Raw genomic sequence first — 16,426 nt, 5'->3', positions numbered from 1 at the left:
AAGCACGCCAAAACAACAACGCAGGGCCGTGCCCGACCCGACGTGGTCGGGCACGGCCCTGAGCGACAGCCATCGCCGTTGCCGCGGCGGTGCGCAACCCGGCCGGCCCGCGACCTCCGCGTCAGGCGGGGCGCGCCAGCGGGCTCGGCCGCTCCCGCTTCGCCGTCGCCTTCCGCCGGATATCCATGGTGTTGCCGCGCCAGACGATCGCCCGGCGTGTCCAGGCGGCGCACCACACGAGCGGGATCAGCATGTCGCGCATCAGGAAGGCGAGGACGAGGCGGGGCGAGCGGTGCCAGCCCGCCCGCGCGGCCATCCGGTACTCCGCCGCGTAGCCGAGGACGGCGAGCGCGGCGAGGCCGGCCGCCGCCGTCCAGGTTCCCGCGAGAAGGCCGGCGAGCAGGAACGGCAGCAGGGTGCCGCTCGCGATCTCGGGGGCGAAGAACGACGGGAACGTCACCCGGCGCAGGCGCGCCCAGCGGAGCTGGCGTGCCCAGACCTCCCGCGCATCGCGGCGCCCGAGCGGCTGCGCGAACGGGACGGCGACGAGGTGGACGTGGCGCCCCGCCGCCCGCACCAGCTTCGTCGCGGCGGCATCCTCCGCGATCTCGGCGGCAAGCGCCCGGATGCCGCCCCGCGCCTCCAGGAACGGACGATGCCAGAGCATGCTCTTGCCCTGCGCGAAGCCGAGGCCCAACGCCGCGCCGGCATATTGCCAGCGGGCCTGGAGGGTGTTGAGGAAGGCGCATTCGACCTCGGCCCAGAACCCGTCCGGCCGGGCGCCGACCGGCGTCGAACAGACCAGGCCGGTGTCGCCGCGCCACGCCGCCTGCATCCGCTGGAGGTAGTCCGGCGGCATCAGGACGTTCGAATCGGCCAGCACGATCCAGTCGTGCCGCGCCGCCTCCCAACCGCGCACGCAGTTGTTCAGCTTCGGGTTGTCGCTGACCCGCTCGTCGCCGACGAGGATGTGCGCCGGGACCAGCGGATGCGCCGCGATCAGCCGCCGGACGAGCGGCAGCACGGGGTCGGCGGCGTCGGCCACGCAGAACACGATCTCGTAGACCGGGTAGTCGAGGCGGAAACCGCGGGCGAGCGTCTCCGCGCTGAACGTCTCCAGGCCGCAGAGCGGGCGGACCAGCGAGACCGGCGCGCCGGCGGGAAACGTCGAGGCGCCCGCCGAGCGGCCGATGCGGCGGGCGGCCAAGACCACGCTCGCAAGATGAACGAGCGCCAGGAGCGCGCAGGGCACGAGGCCGAGCGTCGTGCCGTCCGGCCGCGGGATCATCGGGAAACGCTCATGTGAGATCCGCCTTCCGCGCGGCTGCATCGCCGCGAAGACCGCCAGGGCCGGGATGCGCCGCGGCGTGCCGCCGCGCCAGCAGCCTGCCCCTAACAGCCCCGGCGTTTCAGCCGTATGACGGGCGGGTGCGGTGATCGGAGGGGTACGGCTTTGGGCGCAGGCGGGACCGTCGCGGTTCTCGGGGCCGGCATGGCGGGCGCTGCGACGGCGCGTAGCCTCGTCGAGGCCGGACACGCGGTCCGGGTCTTCGACAAGGGCCGCGGCGTCGGCGGCCGCATGGCGACGCGTCGCACCGAATCCGGCCTGCGCTTCGATCACGGCGCGCAGTTCCTCCGCGCCAGGGGCGATGGGCTCCGAGCCCGGCGCGACGCCTGGGTCGCGCGCGGCGTCGCCGCGCCCTGGGGGGGCGAGAGCCGCTTCGTCGGCGTGCCGGGCATGACCGCGCCGGTCCGCGACCTCCTCGACGGGCTGCCTGTCGCGCTTGAGACCACGATCACGCGGCTCGCCCGCGACGCGGCCGGCTGGACGCTGACGGATGCCGAGGGCACCGCGACCGGGCCGTTCGCGGCGGTCGCGGTGACCTTTCCGGCGCCTCAGGTGGCGGCGCTGACGGCGGCGAGCGGACTGCTGCTGCCCGGGCCGGAGCGGGCGGCCTACGCGCCGTGCTGGTCGCTGATGCTCGCCCTCGACGCGGAGCCGGGCTTCCGCGACGATCGGCTCGCCCTCGCGGACGGGCCGATCGCCCTCGTCTCGCGCGAAGCCTCGAAGCCGGGCCGGGACGCCGGGCACCGCCTCGTCGCGCACGCCTCCCCGGCCTGGTCGCGGGCGCATCTCGAAGAGCCCCGCGCGGCGGTGCGCGACGCGCTGATCGCCGAGCTCGGCAAGGTCCTCGGGCGAACCCTGCGCCCGGCCTACGCCGCCGCCCACCGCTGGCGCTACGCCATGGTCGAGACCGCGCTGGGCGAGGCCTGCCTCTACGATCCCGGGCAGAGGCTCGGCGCCGCCGGCGACTGGTGCCTCGGCCCGCGGATCGAGGCGGCGTTCGACAGCGGCCGGGCGCTCGCTGGCCGGATCGTCGCCAACCTGAAGGCTGCCCGGTGATCCCGCCGACGGTGTTCCATCCGGCCTACGAGGCGAGCCTGCCCGCGGGTCACCGCTTCCCGATGCGGAAATACGGCCGGCTCGCCGAGGTTCTGGTCGAGCGCGGCCTCGTCCCGCGGGGCTTTACGACGCCGGAGCCGGCATCGGCCGCGCTCCTGCACTTCGCCCACGACCCCGCCTACGTCGATGCGGTGCTGAGCCTGGCGGTGCCGCGGGCGATCGAGCGGGCGATCGGACTGCCGGTGGACGCGAGCGTGGTGCGCCGCTCGTGCGCCTCGGTCGGCGGCACGCTGCTCGCCGCGCGGCTCGCGCTCGCCCACGGCCTCGCCGGAAGCGCGGCCGGCGGAAGCCACCATGCGCGGCGCGGGCAGGGCGCGGGGTTCTGCGTGTTCAACGACGTCGCGGTCGCCGCCCGCGCGCTCCAGGCGGAGGGTGCGATCGCCCGCGCCCTGGTCGTCGATTGCGACGTGCACCAGGGCGACGGCACCGCCGACTGCCTTTCGCGCTCGCCCGACCTGTTCACCTTCTCGATCCACGGCGAGAAGAACTATCCGACGCACAAGATCGCCGGCGACCTCGATATCGGCCTGCCCGACGGGCTCGACGACGCGGCCTATCTCGACCTGCTCGAAGCGCGCCTTCCCCCGCTGCTCGACGCGCTGGCGCCCGACCTCGTGTTCTACAACGCGGGCGTCGACCCCCACCGCGACGACCGCCTCGGGCGGCTCGCGCTCACCGACGAGGGCCTCTACGCGCGCGACCGCTTCGTCGTGGGGCAGGCCCGCGCCCGCAACATCCCGCTCGTCGCGGTGATCGGCGGCGGCTACGCCCACGACGTCGAGGCGCTCGCCGCCCGGCATGCCCTGGTCTTCCAGGCGCTGGCCGCGAACGCGCTCGGCTAGAGCGCAATCCGACGAAGCGAACACAGGTTCGTCGTGAGAATGCGAGTAAAATTAGTAATTTAGAGCTGCTCCCGACCACGTCGGGTCGCGGCTCCGGCTCGTTGTTTCGACGCGCCCTTTCGCGACGAACCGGCATCCGCTTCGTCGGAATGCGCTCTAATCGTCGGCCAGGGCGTGGGCCTGCGCCTCCAGTGCCTCGAACAGCCGGTCCAACTCCGCCCCGTCGAGCCGGTGGAAGTCGAGCGACCGGCTGAGCATCAGGCCGAGGATCGCCAGGGTGAGCGCCGCACCCTTGCCGGGCCTGCCCTCCAGCGCGCCCATCAACGCCAGTTGATCGGCAAGAAAGGCGGAGACGGCTGCGGCCGCCTCGGCATTGTCGGCCGACGCGATCAGCAGCGCATCCGGAAACCCGCATTCCTCCGCGTAGAGCTTGCGGGCATGCGCGATCACCGCGAGGGGGAACGCCGCCGGACCGTTCGGCGCAGCCTCGAGGGCGGCGGCGATTCCGGCACCGATCCGCGCGACCTTGCGTGCGGCGAGCGCGGTCACCAGCGCGTCCTTCGAGCCGTAATGATGCAGAACCCCGCCCTTGCTCAGGCCGGCCTCCGACGCGACGGCCTCGATGGTCAGCGTTCGGTTGCCGGAGCGCCGAAGCAGGCTTTCTGCGGCATCGAGGATCACCTCGGCGCGATCCCGCCGCCGGCTCCGCGGCTTGGCCATGCGTCGCTATCTCTCCACAATACCGTCTGGACGGTCGGTAAGATAGCGGATATGCCTGCGCCGCGATAGACCGAATGCAGGGAGCGACCGCCGTGCCCGGACGTGTTTGGACGATCACTGCGGCCGCGCTCCTCCTGGCGCCGGCGACCAGCCCGGCCCGCGCCGACGACGCGCCGCCGATGACGCAGTCCCTGGTCCGCACGGTCGTCGCGACCACCAGCACGATCGCCGCCGACGTCGTCTTCACCGGCGACGTCCAGGCCCAGGCTCAGACCAGCGTCTCGTTCCGCACGGCCGGCAAGGTCGCGGCGCGGCTGGTCGAGGTCGGCGACCACGTCGCGGCCGACCAAGTGCTGGCCAGGCTCGATCCGCGGGAGCAGCGGGCGAACCTCGCCAACGCGCAGGCCGCGCTCGCCTCGGCCGAGGCGCTGTCGACCCAGGCCAAGCTCGGCTTCAGGCGGCAGGACGCGCTGATGGCGAGCGGCTACACCACGCGGCCCTCCTTCGACAACGCCGAGCAGCAGTTGCGCACGACCCAGGCGGCGGTGGATTCGGCCAAGGCCGCGCTCGGCACCGCGCAGGAGCAGCTCTCCTACACCGAGCTGAGATCGGGCGTCGCCGGGGTGGTGCTGAGCCGCTCGCTCGAGACGGGCCAGGTGGTGCAGGCCGGCCAGTCGGTCCTGAACCTGGCCCAGGACGGGCCGCGCGACGCGGTATTCAACGTCTACGAGGCGCTGCTCGCGAGCCCGCCGGAATCCAGGACCGTCGACGTGACGCTCCAGGGCGACCCGAGGGTCGCGGCCGTCGGCACCGTGCGCGAGATCGCGCCGAGCGTCGATCCGGCATCCGGCACGGTGCGGGTGAAGATCGAGCTGAGGGACACGCCGCCCGCGATGACGCTGGGCGCCGTGGTGATCGGCCGTGGCCGGTTCCGGCCGCACGCGGCGGTGGTGCTGCCCTGGTCGGCGCTCTACCGCTGGGACCGCAGACCCGCGGTGTGGGTCCGCGACCCCGCCAACGGTACCGTCGCGCCCCGCGTGGTGACGATCGACCGCTACGGCCCCGACAGCATCGCGCTGTCGGCCGGCGTCGCGGCGGGCGAGGAGGTGGTGGTCGCCGGCATCCAGTTCCTGCGCCCCGGGCAGGGCGTCACGGTAGCCGAGCAGGTGGCCGCGGGAGCCGCGAAGTGACGCGTCCCGCGGGCTTGCCGCGCGCGGCCGGGCTCCGCGCCGGGCACGTCGCCCTCCCTCCCCGCTCGGCGGGGGAGGGAGGGCGATGCCGCGCGGCTGCCTCGATCGTGGGGGCGGTCCTTGCTCTCGGAGCCTGCAAGCCAGCTGAGGAGGCGAAGGCGCCCCCCGTCCGGCCGGTGCTCTACGCAGTCGCCAAGCCGATCGAGTCGGTGCGGTTCGGGCCCTTCGCCGGCACCGTCGAGCCGCGCTACCAGTCGCAGCTCGGGTTCCAGATCGGCGGGCGGGTCGTCGCCCGGGACGTCACGGTCGGCGACATCGTGAAGACGGGGCAGCGGCTCGCCGCCCTCGACACGGTGGTGCCGCGCTTCGCGCTGACGCGAGCCGAGGCGGACGTGACGGACGCCCGCGCCCAGGCCGAGAACGCGGCCGCCACCGAGGCCCGCACCCGCCGCCTGATGGAGGGCGGCAACGTCACCCAGGCCCAGCTCGACGGCACGGTGGCCAGCCGCGACACAGCCCAGGCCCGCCTCGCCCAGGCGCAGGCGAGCCTGGAGAAGGCCCGCGACCAGATCGGCTACACGGAACTGCGCGCCGACTTCGACGGCGTCGTCACCCAGCGCAGCGCCGAGGTCGGCCAGGACCTCGCCGCCGGCCAGACGGTGATCACCGTGGCGCGGCCCGAGGTGCGCGAGGCGGTGGTCGACATCCCCGACGACCTCGTCGGCGCCATGCCGAAGGACGGCCGCTTCACCGTCGCCCTCCAGAGCGCGCCCGCGATCACCGCCGCGGGCACCGTGCGCGAGGTCGCGCCCTTCGCCGATGCGAGCACGCGCACCCGGCGCATCCGCATGTCGCTGGACAACCCGCCCCCCGCCTTCCGCCTCGGCGCGACGATCACCGTGTCGCTCGCGCAGAGGATCGCGCCGCACTTCGTCCTGCCGGACACCGCCATCCTGAGCGCCGACGGGCAGGACGCGGTCTGGATCGTCAACGCGGCCGGCGATGCCGTGACGCGCCGTCCGGTCGAGATCGCCGAGCGCAGGGGCGCGTATGTCGGCCTGAGAAGCGGGCTCAGCCCCGGGGACCGGGTCGTGGTCGCAGGCGTCCACGCGCTCGCCGAGGGCCAGACGGTCCGCCTCGCCGACGCGCCGGTCGCCGTTCCCGGCACGCAGGGGCCCTGACCGTGAACCGCTTCAACGCATCGGAATGGGCGCTCTCGCACCGCTCGTTCGTGTGGTTCCTGATGGCGATCTGCCTGGTTGCCGGCGCGCTGGCCTATCGCGGGCTCGGCCGCGAGGAGGACCCGCCTTTCGCGATCAAGACCATGGTGGTGCAGGCGACGTGGCCGGGCGCCACCATCGGCGACACCCTGGAGCAGGTCACCGACCGGATCGAGAAGGAGCTCCAGCAGGTCGCCACGCTCGACTACGTCCGCAGCTACACCACGCCGGGGCAGGCGACGGTGTTCGTGCAGTTGCGCGACACCACGAAGCCGTCCGAGATCCAGCCGTCGTTCTACCAGGTGCGCAAGCGCCTCGGCGACATCCTGGGCAGCTTCCCCCAGGGGATGCAGGGGCCGTTCTTCAACGACGAGTTCGGCGACGTCTACGGCAACGTCTACGGCTTCACCGCCGACGGCCTGAGCCACCGCCAGTTGCGCGACTACGTCGAGGGCGTGCGCGCCGAGATCCTGAAGGTGCCCAACATCGGCAAGACGCTCCTGCTCGGCACGCAGAAGGAGACGATCTTCCTCGACTTCTCGACCCGCAAGCTCGCCGGCTACGGCATCGACACGCAGTCGCTGATCCGGACGCTCCAGAGCCAGAACGCGATCTCGCCGTCCGGCGTCGTCCAGGCCGGGCCGGAGCGGGTCTCGGTGCGGGTGAGCGGGCCGTTCTCCTCCGAGACCTCGCTGGAGACGATCAACCTGCGCGTCAACGACCGCTTCTTCCGCCTCTCGGACGTCGCCGAGATCAGCCGCGGCTACGAGGACCCGCCGGCCGCCCTGTTCCGCGTCGAGGGACAGCCCGCGATCGGGCTCGCCATCGCCATGCGGCCGAACGCCAACCTGCTGCATTTCGGCGAGGACCTGAAGGCGCGCATGCGCCTGATCGAGGCCAAGCTCCCGCTCGGTGTCGGCATCCACCTCGTCTCGGACCAGCCGCGGATCGTCGAGGAGGCGGTCGGCGGCTTCACCCAGGCGCTCGTGGAGGCCGTGGTGATCGTGCTCGCGGTCAGCTTCATCAGCCTCGGCATCCGCGCCGGGCTCGTGGTCTCGATCGCGATCCCGCTGGTGCTCGCCATCGTGTTCGTGGTGATGCAGGTGATGGGCGTGACCCTTCAGCGCATCTCGCTCGGCGCCCTCATCATCGCGCTCGGGCTGCTCGTCGACGACGCGATGATCACCGTCGAGATGATGGTCGCGCGCCTCGAACTCGGCGATTCGCTGAAGAAGGCGGCGACCTTCGCCTACACCTCGACCGCCTTCCCGATGCTGACCGGCACGCTGGTGACGGTGGCCGGCTTCCTGCCGATCGGCTTCAACGGCTCGTCGGCGGGCGAATACACCTACTCGCTGTTCGTGGTGATCGCGGCCGCCCTCCTGGTTTCCTGGGTGGTGGCGGTGCTGTTCGCGCCGCTGATCGGCGTGACGCTGCTGCCGGCGACCATGAAGACGCACGGCCACGAACCAAGCCGGATGGGGCGCCTGTTCCTGCGCACCCTCGTGCTCGCGATGCGCTTGCGCTGGGTCACGGTGGGACTGTGCGTCGCCCTGCTCGGCCTGTCGGTCTACGGCTTGACCTTCGTGCAGCAGCAGTTCTTCCCGGCCTCCGACCGCACCGAGATCCTCGTCGACTTCACCCTGCCGCAGAACGCCACCATCGCCGAGACCCAGGCGCAGATGGACCGCTTCGAGGCCACGTTGAGGGGTGATCCCGACATCGATCGCTGGTCGTCCTACGTTGGCCAGGGCGCGGTGCGCTTCTACCTGCCGCTGGACCAGCAGCTCGCCAACAGCTTCTTCGGGCAGGTGGTGATCGTCACGCGCTCGCTCGACGCGCGCGACCGGGTCTTCCCGAAGCTGGAAGCGCGGGCCAAGCGCGACTTCGTCGGCACCGACGTGTTCGTGAACCCGCTCTCCCTCGGTCCCCCGGTCGGGCGGCCGATCCAGTACCGCCTCGGCGGCCCGGACCTCCAGACCGTGCGCGAGCGGGCGCTGGCACTTGCCGGGATCGTGGCCAGGAACCCGCATGTCGGCGTGCCGACCTTCGACTGGAACGAGCCCGGCAAGGTGCTGCGGGTCGAGATCCTCCAGGACAAGGCACGCCAGCTCGGCGTGACCAGCCAGGACATCGCCGGCCTCCTCAACGGCGTCGTCGGCGGCGCCTCGATCACCCAGGTGCGGGACGCGATCTACCTCGTCAACGTGGTCGGCCGGGCGCAGGCCGCGGAGCGGACCTCGCTCGACACCCTCCAGAGCCTCCAGGTGACGCTCGCCAACGGCGCGGTCGTGCCGCTGCTGGCCTTCGCCCGGATCGACTACGACCTGGAGCAGCCGATCGTCTGGCGCCGCGACCGGACCGCGACGCTGACCGTGCGGGCGCCGATCATCGACGCGACGCAGCCGCCGACGATCGTCGCCGCCCTGGCATCCGACGTCGCCGCCTTCGCCGCCGCCCTGCCGGACGGCTACGCGCTCGCCACCGGCGGCGCGGTCGAGGAGGCGGCCAAGGGCCAGGGGCCGATCGCCGCGGTGGTGCCGGTGATGCTGCTGACCATGGCCGTGTTCCTGATGATCCAGCTCCAGAGCGTCCAGAAGCTGTTCCTGGTGTCGAGCGTCGCCCCGCTCGGATTGATCGGCGTGGTGGCCGCGCTGCTGCCTTCGGGCAAGCCGATGGGGTTCGTCGCGATCCTCGGCATCCTCGCGCTCATCGGCATCATCATCCGCAACGCGGTGATCCTGGTGAGCCAGATCGAGGCGTGCGAGGCGGACGGGCTCGGGCCCTGGGACGCGGTCGTCGAGGCGACGCGCCACCGCATGCGGCCGATCCTGCTCACGGCGGCGGCGGCGAGCTTCGGCCTGGTCCCGATCGCGCGGGAGGTGTTTTGGGGCCCGATGGCCTACGCGATGATCGGCGGCATCGTTTCGGCCACCTTCCTGACGCTGTTCTTCCTGCCGGCGCTCTACGTGGGGTGGTATCGTATCCGCCCGCCGGCGCGGGAGCGCGCCGCGGCTTGAACCGGCATCGCGCCGATCCCGAACAGGGCTCGATCGGATGCGTCGAAGGCCGGCGCGGTCACGCGGCAGGCACCGGTCGACCGGAGGCGGCCGTATGACGCGCGCGGATCGGGCATCGCCGCCGCGCGGATCAGGTGCGCGAGAGCCCGGAGCGGTCGACCGTGGCGTCCGGCCGGGAATCCGTGGTGGCGTAATAGGGCTTGATGTCGAGGAGCGGCGTGCCGTCGAGGCAGTCGAGACCGCGCACGTGCAGGCTCGGGCCGTCGCGCGACAGGAGTTCGACCACGGAGAGCGCGATCGGGTTCGGACGTGCCGGCGAGCGCAGCGAGAACGTGCCGCGTCCGCCGTCGGCGTGGCGCGGGCGCTGGACCAGCAGGCCGCGCTCGGCCCGGTCCATCCAGTAGAGCAGGATCAGGTGGCTCGCGCCCTCGACGTCCTTCAGGCCCGCGGCGTAGAGCGGATCGACGTGCACGATGCAGACCGCATCGGTCTGGAGCCCGTTCTTCGGGCAGTCGCCGCGCAGGGACCACGGCGTCCGGATGCGGCCGATGAAGTGCACGCCGGCATCGGGCCGGCCGGGCAGGGCCACGGCCTCCTCCCCGGGCCGGCGCCCGAAATCGTTCCCGGCTTCCACGTCCGCTCCATCCATCCCGGCCCCTCCGCCGGCTTTCGGCCAAGCCGGCCCCGCGCGCAAGCCCGTGCCGGGTCGCGCGGCGGGCCGCAGGGGTGTAGAGGCTGGCCGCGACCGTGGAGGGGCTCAAGCGTGATCGAGGACGAACTGCGTCCGATGGAGGCGGTGGCCGACGTCGCCACCGCGGTCGATCGGCTCGTCGCGCTGCATGCCGGCGCGACGCGGGCGTTGCGCGACGCGCTGACCCGCACCCTCGACGGCGGGCCGCCGCCGGACGCCGCCGAGCGGCTGCAGTTCCGCTATCCCGAGTTGCGCGTCACCTACCGGCCGGTCGGCCCGGTGCCGCGGATCAGCCGGGCGACCGCCAAGATGCAGGCGCCGGGCACCTACGCCACGACCGTCACGCATCCGGCCGACTTCCGCGACTACCTCGTCGCGCAGCTCGCGCCCCTGGTCGCCGATTACGGTGTCGGGCTGGAGGTCGGCCTGAGCGCGCAGGAGATCCCCTACCCCTACGTGCTGGAGCCGGGGGCCGACCTCGGCGGCGGGCGGGTGAGCGCAGCCGAACTCGCCACGTGGTTTCCCGTGCCGCTGCTCTCGCTGGTCGGCGACGAGATCGCCGACGGGCTGTGGCGGCAGCGGGCCGACGAGCCGCGCCCGCTCGCCCTGTTCGACGCGGTGCGGGTCGATTATTCCCTGCGCCGCCTCGTCCACTACACCGGCTGCGACTGGCGCGAGGTCCAGCCCTGGATTCTGTTGACCAACTATCATCGCTACGTCGACCAGTTCGTCCGCCACGGCCTGGAGCGGCTCGCCTCCGGCGCGGACGGTTTCTCGAGGCTGGTCATGCCCGGGGGCATCGCGGTGTCGCGCGCCGAGGCGGCCTCGGCCGACCCCGCCGCGCTGATCGCCGCCTCGCCCTGGCACCGCTTCCAGATGCCGGCCTACCACCTCGTGGCGGAAGGACCGGACGGCACCGCGCAGGGCACGACGCTGGTCAACATCGGCGTCGGCCCGTCCAACGCCAAGACGATCACCGACCATCTGGCCGTGCTGCGCCCGCACTGCTGGCTGATGGTCGGCCACTGCGGAGGCCTGCGCCAGTCGCAGACCATCGGCGACTACGTGCTGGCCCACGGCTACATGCGCCGCGACCGCATCCTCGACGAACTCGTCCCGCCGGACGTGCCCGTGCCGGCGCTGGCCGAGGTGCAGCTCGCCCTCCAGGCCGCCGCCGCCCAGGTGACGGGGGAGCAGGCGGACGCCCTGAAGCGGCGCCTGCGCACCGGCACGGTCGTCACCTACGACGACCGCAACTGGGAGCTGCGCTTCAGCCAGGAGCGCCGGCGGATCAACCTGTCCCGCGCCATCGGCGTCGACATGGAGAGCGGGACGATCGCGGCGCAGGGCTACCGCCTGCGCGTCCCCTACGGCACCCTGCTCTGCGTCTCCGACAAGCCGCTGCACGGCGAGATCAAGCTGCCGGGCGCCGCCGACGCCTTCTACGCCCGGGCGGTGGCCGAGCACCTGCTGATCGGCTTGGCGGCGCTCGACATCCTGCGCGCCGACCGGCACGGGCTGCACTCGCGCAAGCTCAGGAGCTTCGACGAGCCGCCGTTCCGGTGAGCCGGGCGACTCAGGGTTCCCACGGACGGCCTTCCCGCGTCCGGGTGGTGGTATGGCTGCATGATGGTCGCGCCGCCCGCGCGCCCGCCGCCGCGAGCGGCTCCCGCGCCGCCGCTGGCGGGCAGCGGGTCGCCCGGAGGCGGCCGATCCGGTTCGGGAGAACGCATCGCGACCTCGATTCGCTACCGGATGACTGCATCCGCCCCTTGGGCCGGCGGTCGTCCTGAGCGTCATTGCGCGGCGTGTCCCACGGTTCGCGCTCGAACACGATGGGGCGACATAAAGCCTGCTTCGCCGCGGCTCCAGGCGCCGCAAGGCGTCCGCCGCGTTCGGACCTGCGCGGGTTCGACACGCGCGGCGCCATGCCTTAACCGCGGTGCAAGGGCCCGACAGAGCCGAGCCGCAGGAGGGGACGCCGCCGTGCCGCACATCGTCGAACCGAGGGCCGCCTTCGCGCTCCTGTCGATCCTCGTCCTCGCGACGCCGACGGACGCGGCCGAGCCCGCGGGCGAATGGCCGATGTTCGGGCACGACCATTCCAATCGCAACTTCTCGGAGCTGTCGACGATCGACCGGACCAACGTCGCGCGCCTGCGGCCGGCCTGGATGTTCCAGACCGGGATCACCGGCTACTTCCAGGCCCAGCCGGTGATGGTCGAGGGCACGCTCTACCTCTCGACCACGCAGAACAACGTCGCCGCCTTGGACGCGAAGTCCGGCAAGGTCGTGTGGACCTACACGCACAAGGCGCGCACCGGGACGATCTTCGGGCCGCCCTCGAACCGCGGCGTCGCGGTGTCCGGCGGCCGCGTGTTCCAGGCGACCATGGACGGACGCGTCATCGCCCTGGACGCCAAGTCCGGCGCGGTGGTCTGGGACCACGAGGCGGTGCGGCCGGAGGACGGCGAGTCGGAGACCGCCTCCGGGCTCGCGGCGCAGCTCGGCGGCAGGCCGGTGCAGGGTTCGAGCCGGCTCGGCTTCAAGATGCCGCCGCTCGTCGCCGACGGCCTCGTCATCGTCGGCGTCAGCGGCGCCGGCTACGGCCTCCACGTGGAGGACGAGAAGGGCGGCCTCGACGGCGGCGCGGTGGTCGGGATCGAGGGCGGCTACGGCCGCCGCGGCTGGCTCGCCGCCTACGACGCGCGGACCGGCGCGGAGCGATGGCGCTGGTACGTGACCAAGGCCGACGGCTGGGAGGGCGATTTTTCGGAGTCGACCGCCGATGGGCTCCCCCTGCACCGGGACGTCGCGGCCGAGCGGGCAGCGGCGCCCGCCAACCGCGAGGCGTGGCGGGTCGGCGGCGGCTCGCTGTGGATGACGCCGGCCTTCGACCCCGATCTCGGCCTGATCTACGTCGGCACCGGCAACCCGGCGCCGCAGAATTTCGGGCTCTCGCGGCCGGGCGACAACCTCTACACCATGAGCCTCGTGGCGCTCGACGCGAAGACGGGGCTGCTGCGCTGGTACCACCAGCAGGTGCCGCACGACGAGTGGGGCTACGACGTGGCGAGCCCGCCCTTCCTGCTCGACCGTGCCGGGCCGGACGGCCCGGTGAAGGCCGTGGCCTCGGCGAGCAAGACCGGCTGGATCTACGTCCACGACCGCGCGACAGGCACGCTGCTGGAACGCTCCGCCCCGCTGATCGCACAGAAGAACCTGTTCGCGCCGCCCAGCGCCGAGGGCACGGTGGTGGCCCCCGGGCCGCTTGGCGCGGTCTCCTGGCCGCCGACCGCCTACGACCGGGCGCGCGGGCTCGCCTACGCGCAGGTCCGGCACGGGGCGACGACCTACACCGTCAGGACCGTGCCCGGCGGCCCCGGCCGGCCCGCGATCCGCTACACCGAGACCGGCGAGGCGAAGGGTGAGCCGAGCTTCAGCACGCTGACCGCCGTGGATCTCGCGAAAGGCGGGGCGATCGCGTGGTCGGTGAAGTCGGAGAGCCGGCTCGCAGGCGGGACGCTTGCCACGGCGGGCGGCCTCGTCTTCTCCGGCGAGGAGGACGGCCACCTCGACGCGCACGATGCCGGCACCGGCCAAATCCTGTGGCGCTTCCAGTGCGGGGCCGGGATCAGCGGCCCGGCGATCACCTACAGCCTCGGCGGCAGGCAGTACGTGGCGGTCGCCGCCGGCGGATCGTCCTTCACGAAGGGGTCGGGGTTCGGAACCGGCGACGCGCTCGTGGTGTTCTCGCTGCCCGACTGACCGGTACCGGCTCAGCCCTTCGGCCGCGCCAGCAGGATGGCCGCCCGCACGAACGGGCGCTTGAGCGCCGGCCCGACATCGGACCGCTCCATGAAGACCCGGGCGCCCGGGTGGTTGCGCACCGCCTTGAGCAGGTTCAGCCGGTAGCCGTGCCGGAACACGAACATCGGCGGCAGCGGATCGGCCATGAAGGCGTCGACGGCGGCCTCGACCTCCTCGTCGGTGATGCGCTGGGCGGTGCGGAGGTCGCCGACGGTCCGGAGATCGATCATCCCGCCTCAGTTAGGGCGCCGGGCGCGGATATCCGTCCGACATGGTTTTCGGTTGATCGGTTCGGTTGCGTCCACCCTCCCCCCTCTGCGGGGGAGGGTGGCCCTCGGCCGACGCGAGGGTCGGGAGAGGGGAGCGCCGTATCCGGACAACGCGCTCCCCTCTCCCGACTTAGCTCGCGGCCCACCCTATCCCGCAGAGGGGGGAGGGAAGGACGCGCGGATGGCGGGACGCGACGTCCCCGAACCGATCAGCGGGACACCGTATGCGTCAGCCCCTGGCCAGCCGGTTGCGGGTGCGCAGGCGCAGGCCGAACACCGCCATCATGAACATGCAGCAGGTGGCGTTGTTGCCGTTGTACAGCACGGTCTCGAACGAGGCCGAGACCAGGCCGAGGAACCACAGCCGCACGAACAGCATCGTCGCCGGGTCGAGGTCGCGCCTGCCGGCCACCGCCTGAAGGTCGCGCAGCGGCATCAGCATGAAGGCGACGAGCGTCAGGGCGAGGCCGGGAAAGCCCATCGTCAGGGCGGTGTCTAGGTAGGCGTTGTGGGCGTGGTTGGCGGTGTTGACCCAGGTCAATTGCTCCGAGCCGGCATACATCGTCCGCTCGGTCATCCAGAACGCGCCGTAGCCCCAGCCGCGGAACGGGCGGATGAAGATGTTGTCGATCGCGAACTCCCAGATCTCGTTGCGCCCGGTGAAGGTCGCGTCGGTCATCACCGCGCCGAGCCGCTCCCGGATCGCCGGCACGAGGACCGAGCCGATCGACACCACCGAGAACGCGACCACGGGCCCGAGCAGGAGCAGCGTCCTGCCGAGGTTTCCCCGAAACACCCGGCACAGGGCGGTGACGGCAAGGAGCACCGGCAGCACCAGCAGCGCGGTCTTCGAGCCCGAGGCCACGAGGAAGCCGGCCGCGAGCAGGACGACCGTCCAGCCGAGCAGGCGGCTGCCCGCCGCCGCGACGTAGAGGCCGACGACCACGAGGATCACCATCGCCGCCCCGGCCTCGTTCTTGTGCGGGAAGATGCCGCGCCACAGGCCGGGATGGCTCGGATCGGAGTTCACGTCGAAGGCCGAGTGCACCGCGAGGTTCGGCACCAGCGCCACGGCGCAGTAGGACGCCGCGAGGATCACCAGCGCGCCGGCGCCGAGCGTCAGGGCGAACTGGCGCGGCGAGCGCGCGACGACCGGCACGCCGGCCGCGAGCATCGCCGCGATCGCCATCAGCACGGCGCGGCGGATCGACAGGCCGGGCTCGACCGAGAGCAGCACCGTTATGCCGAGCCAGCCGGCGCAGAGCAGGAGCGGCCACGTCGCCAGCGGGCGCAGGCGCTCCGTGCCGAGGCGCCAGAGCGCCGCGGCCATCGCCGCGCCCAGCGCGACGAAGGTCGCCTGCGTCAGCACGCTGCCGTCCTCGGAGGCCAGCAGCAGCGCCCGGTTGGCGAGGTCGTGGAACCAGAGATGGTTCCACAGGACCACGAGCACCGTGCCGTTCAGGAGCACGCGCATCCAGTCCGGCAGGTCACGCGCGCCGGCGGCGGCGGCTCGCGTCCGTCCGATCCGCGAGGCGAGCCCTGAAGCCGATGACACGAGGCGGTCCCATCCTTGATCCGGCCGCATCGTAGTCCGGAACCGGCACCGCGGTCACCGCCATTGATCGAGGCCGGGCGCCGCGCTGGCGGTAACCTTGACGGCCGGCCCTCAGCGCCGGCCGATGGTCGCCTGCCGCCGGTTCGTGGTCTGGCCCTTGAGGAAGGCCGCCATCTCCGCGAGTTCGGGAGCCTTGGTGCGGAAGGTCACCGAAAGCGCGAGCAGCGTGTCGGCGTGGTCGAGGCCCGGATAGATCCGCTCCTGCACCGGGACGCGGGCGGCGCGCAGCCTCTCGGCGAGGCTCTTCGTGTTGCGCGGGCGCACGATGGTGTCGTCCGCGCCGCTGGCGAGGAAGGCCGGCGGCGCGTCGGGGCCGGCGAAGGTCACGGGCTGGGTCGCGGCCTTGTCCGGCGCCTGTCCGAACACCTTGCGCGTGGTGTCCTGATCGAAGGGCAGGAAATCGTAGGGGCCCGACAGGCCGGCCACGGCGCGGATCGTTCTCGGATCGACGCCGGCGGCTTCGAGGTAGCGCGTGTCGAGGCCGAGCATCACCGCGTTGTAGGCGCCGGCCGAGTGCCCCGCGAGCACGATGCGGCGCGGGTCGCCGCCATAGGCCGCGATGTTGTCGCGCACCCAGGCGACGGC

13 protein-coding genes are annotated in these 16,426 nt (G+C 72.6%); 7 read left to right on the top strand and 6 right to left on the bottom strand.

The annotated features are described in order from the left end of the window. Positions 1-121: 121 nt before the first annotated feature. Positions 122-1,288, bottom strand: coding sequence for a ceramide glucosyltransferase (locus ACFE86_RS08685; protein WP_375454928.1), 1,167 nt, complete (start codon positions 1,286-1,288; stop codon positions 122-124). A gap of 204 nt (positions 1,289-1,492) precedes the next feature. On the opposite strand from ACFE86_RS08685, the gene ACFE86_RS08680 reads away from it, so the two are divergent. Both ACFE86_RS08680 and ACFE86_RS08675 read left to right on the top strand, forming a co-directional pair. Beyond that, positions 1,493-2,404 carry an NAD(P)/FAD-dependent oxidoreductase gene (locus ACFE86_RS08680; protein ID WP_375454927.1) on the top strand — a complete coding sequence of 304 codons (912 nt, stop codon included), beginning with the start codon at positions 1,493-1,495 and terminating at the stop codon, positions 2,402-2,404. After that, on the top strand, positions 2,401-3,306 hold the full coding sequence (locus tag ACFE86_RS08675; protein WP_375454926.1) for a histone deacetylase: 906 nt from the start codon (positions 2,401-2,403) through the stop codon (positions 3,304-3,306). Before ACFE86_RS08680 ends, ACFE86_RS08675 begins: the two co-directional genes overlap by 4 nt. Positions 3,307-3,462: 156 nt before the next feature. Here the strand turns inward: ACFE86_RS08675 and ACFE86_RS08670 are convergent, their stop codons facing one another. Next, positions 3,463-4,026: a TetR/AcrR family transcriptional regulator gene (locus tag ACFE86_RS08670; RefSeq protein WP_375454925.1), complete on the bottom strand. Its 564-nt coding sequence runs from the start codon at positions 4,024-4,026 to the stop codon at positions 3,463-3,465. Positions 4,027-4,100: 74 nt separating this feature from the next. Between ACFE86_RS08670 and ACFE86_RS08665 the strand changes: the two genes are divergently transcribed. The 3 genes from ACFE86_RS08665 (at position 4,101) to ACFE86_RS08655 (ending at position 9,456) form a co-directional block, all read left to right on the top strand. Beyond that, positions 4,101-5,216 carry an efflux RND transporter periplasmic adaptor subunit gene (locus ACFE86_RS08665; RefSeq protein WP_375454924.1) on the top strand — a complete coding sequence of 372 codons (1,116 nt, stop codon included), beginning with the start codon at positions 4,101-4,103 and terminating at the stop codon, positions 5,214-5,216. Positions 5,217-5,320: 104 nt separating this feature from the next. Further along, on the top strand, positions 5,321-6,397 hold the full coding sequence (locus tag ACFE86_RS08660; RefSeq protein ID WP_375454943.1) for an efflux RND transporter periplasmic adaptor subunit: 1,077 nt from the start codon (positions 5,321-5,323) through the stop codon (positions 6,395-6,397). A gap of 2 nt (positions 6,398-6,399) precedes the next feature. Beyond that, positions 6,400-9,456, top strand: coding sequence for an efflux RND transporter permease subunit (locus ACFE86_RS08655; protein ID WP_375454923.1), 3,057 nt, complete (start codon positions 6,400-6,402; stop codon positions 9,454-9,456). A gap of 130 nt (positions 9,457-9,586) precedes the next feature. Here the strand turns inward: ACFE86_RS08655 and tsaA are convergent, their stop codons facing one another. Next, positions 9,587-10,105 (bottom strand): tRNA (N6-threonylcarbamoyladenosine(37)-N6)-methyltransferase TrmO, encoded by a 519-nt coding sequence (gene tsaA, locus ACFE86_RS08650; RefSeq protein ID WP_375454922.1) that lies wholly within the window; start codon positions 10,103-10,105, stop codon positions 9,587-9,589. Positions 10,106-10,219: 114 nt separating this feature from the next. Between tsaA and ACFE86_RS08645 the strand changes: the two genes are divergently transcribed. Next, entirely contained in the window at positions 10,220-11,713 is a 1,494-nt protein-coding gene (locus ACFE86_RS08645) for an AMP nucleosidase (protein ID WP_375454921.1), read from the top strand. A 459-nt stretch (positions 11,714-12,172) separates the two neighbouring features. Then, on the top strand, positions 12,173-13,915 hold the full coding sequence (locus ACFE86_RS08640) for a pyrroloquinoline quinone-dependent dehydrogenase (protein WP_375454942.1): 1,743 nt from the start codon (positions 12,173-12,175) through the stop codon (positions 13,913-13,915). 11 nt (positions 13,916-13,926) lie between these two features. Here ACFE86_RS08640 and ACFE86_RS08635 read toward each other — a convergent pair whose 3' ends face one another. From ACFE86_RS08635 to ACFE86_RS08625, 3 genes are all read right to left on the bottom strand, one after another. Beyond that, positions 13,927-14,187 carry a hypothetical protein gene (locus tag ACFE86_RS08635; RefSeq protein ID WP_375454920.1) on the bottom strand — a complete coding sequence of 87 codons (261 nt, stop codon included), beginning with the start codon at positions 14,185-14,187 and terminating at the stop codon, positions 13,927-13,929. A gap of 268 nt (positions 14,188-14,455) precedes the next feature. After that, positions 14,456-15,781 (bottom strand): O-antigen ligase family protein, encoded by a 1,326-nt coding sequence (locus ACFE86_RS08630; protein WP_375454919.1) that lies wholly within the window; start codon positions 15,779-15,781, stop codon positions 14,456-14,458. A gap of 111 nt (positions 15,782-15,892) precedes the next feature. Further along, positions 15,893-16,426: alpha/beta hydrolase (locus ACFE86_RS08625; protein WP_375454918.1), on the bottom strand; the 534-nt coding region annotated here is incomplete at its 5' end.

Origin of the sequence: uncultured Methylobacterium sp. (assembly GCF_964244095.1) — a bacterium.
Lineage (GTDB): Bacteria > Pseudomonadota > Alphaproteobacteria > Rhizobiales > Beijerinckiaceae > Methylobacterium.
This window is presented reverse-complemented; position numbering and strand designations above follow the sequence as displayed.

What these genes read in the sequence shown, in the direction of transcription:
- ACFE86_RS08685 (WP_375454928.1), bottom strand. Translation starts at nt 1,288, where the DNA reads ATGATCCCGCGGCCGGACGGCACGACGCTCGGCCTCGTGCCCTGCGCG.
- ACFE86_RS08680 (WP_375454927.1), top strand. Translation starts at nt 1,493, where the DNA reads ATGGCGGGCGCTGCGACGGCGCGTAGCCTCGTCGAGGCCGGACACGCG.
- ACFE86_RS08670 (WP_375454925.1), bottom strand. Translation starts at nt 4,026, where the DNA reads ATGGCCAAGCCGCGGAGCCGGCGGCGGGATCGCGCCGAGGTGATCCTC.
- ACFE86_RS08665 (WP_375454924.1), top strand. Translation starts at nt 4,101, where the DNA reads ATGCAGGGAGCGACCGCCGTGCCCGGACGTGTTTGGACGATCACTGCG.
- tsaA (WP_375454922.1), bottom strand. Translation starts at nt 10,105, where the DNA reads ATGGATGGAGCGGACGTGGAAGCCGGGAACGATTTCGGGCGCCGGCCC.
- ACFE86_RS08635 (WP_375454920.1), bottom strand. Translation starts at nt 14,187, where the DNA reads ATGATCGATCTCCGGACCGTCGGCGACCTCCGCACCGCCCAGCGCATC.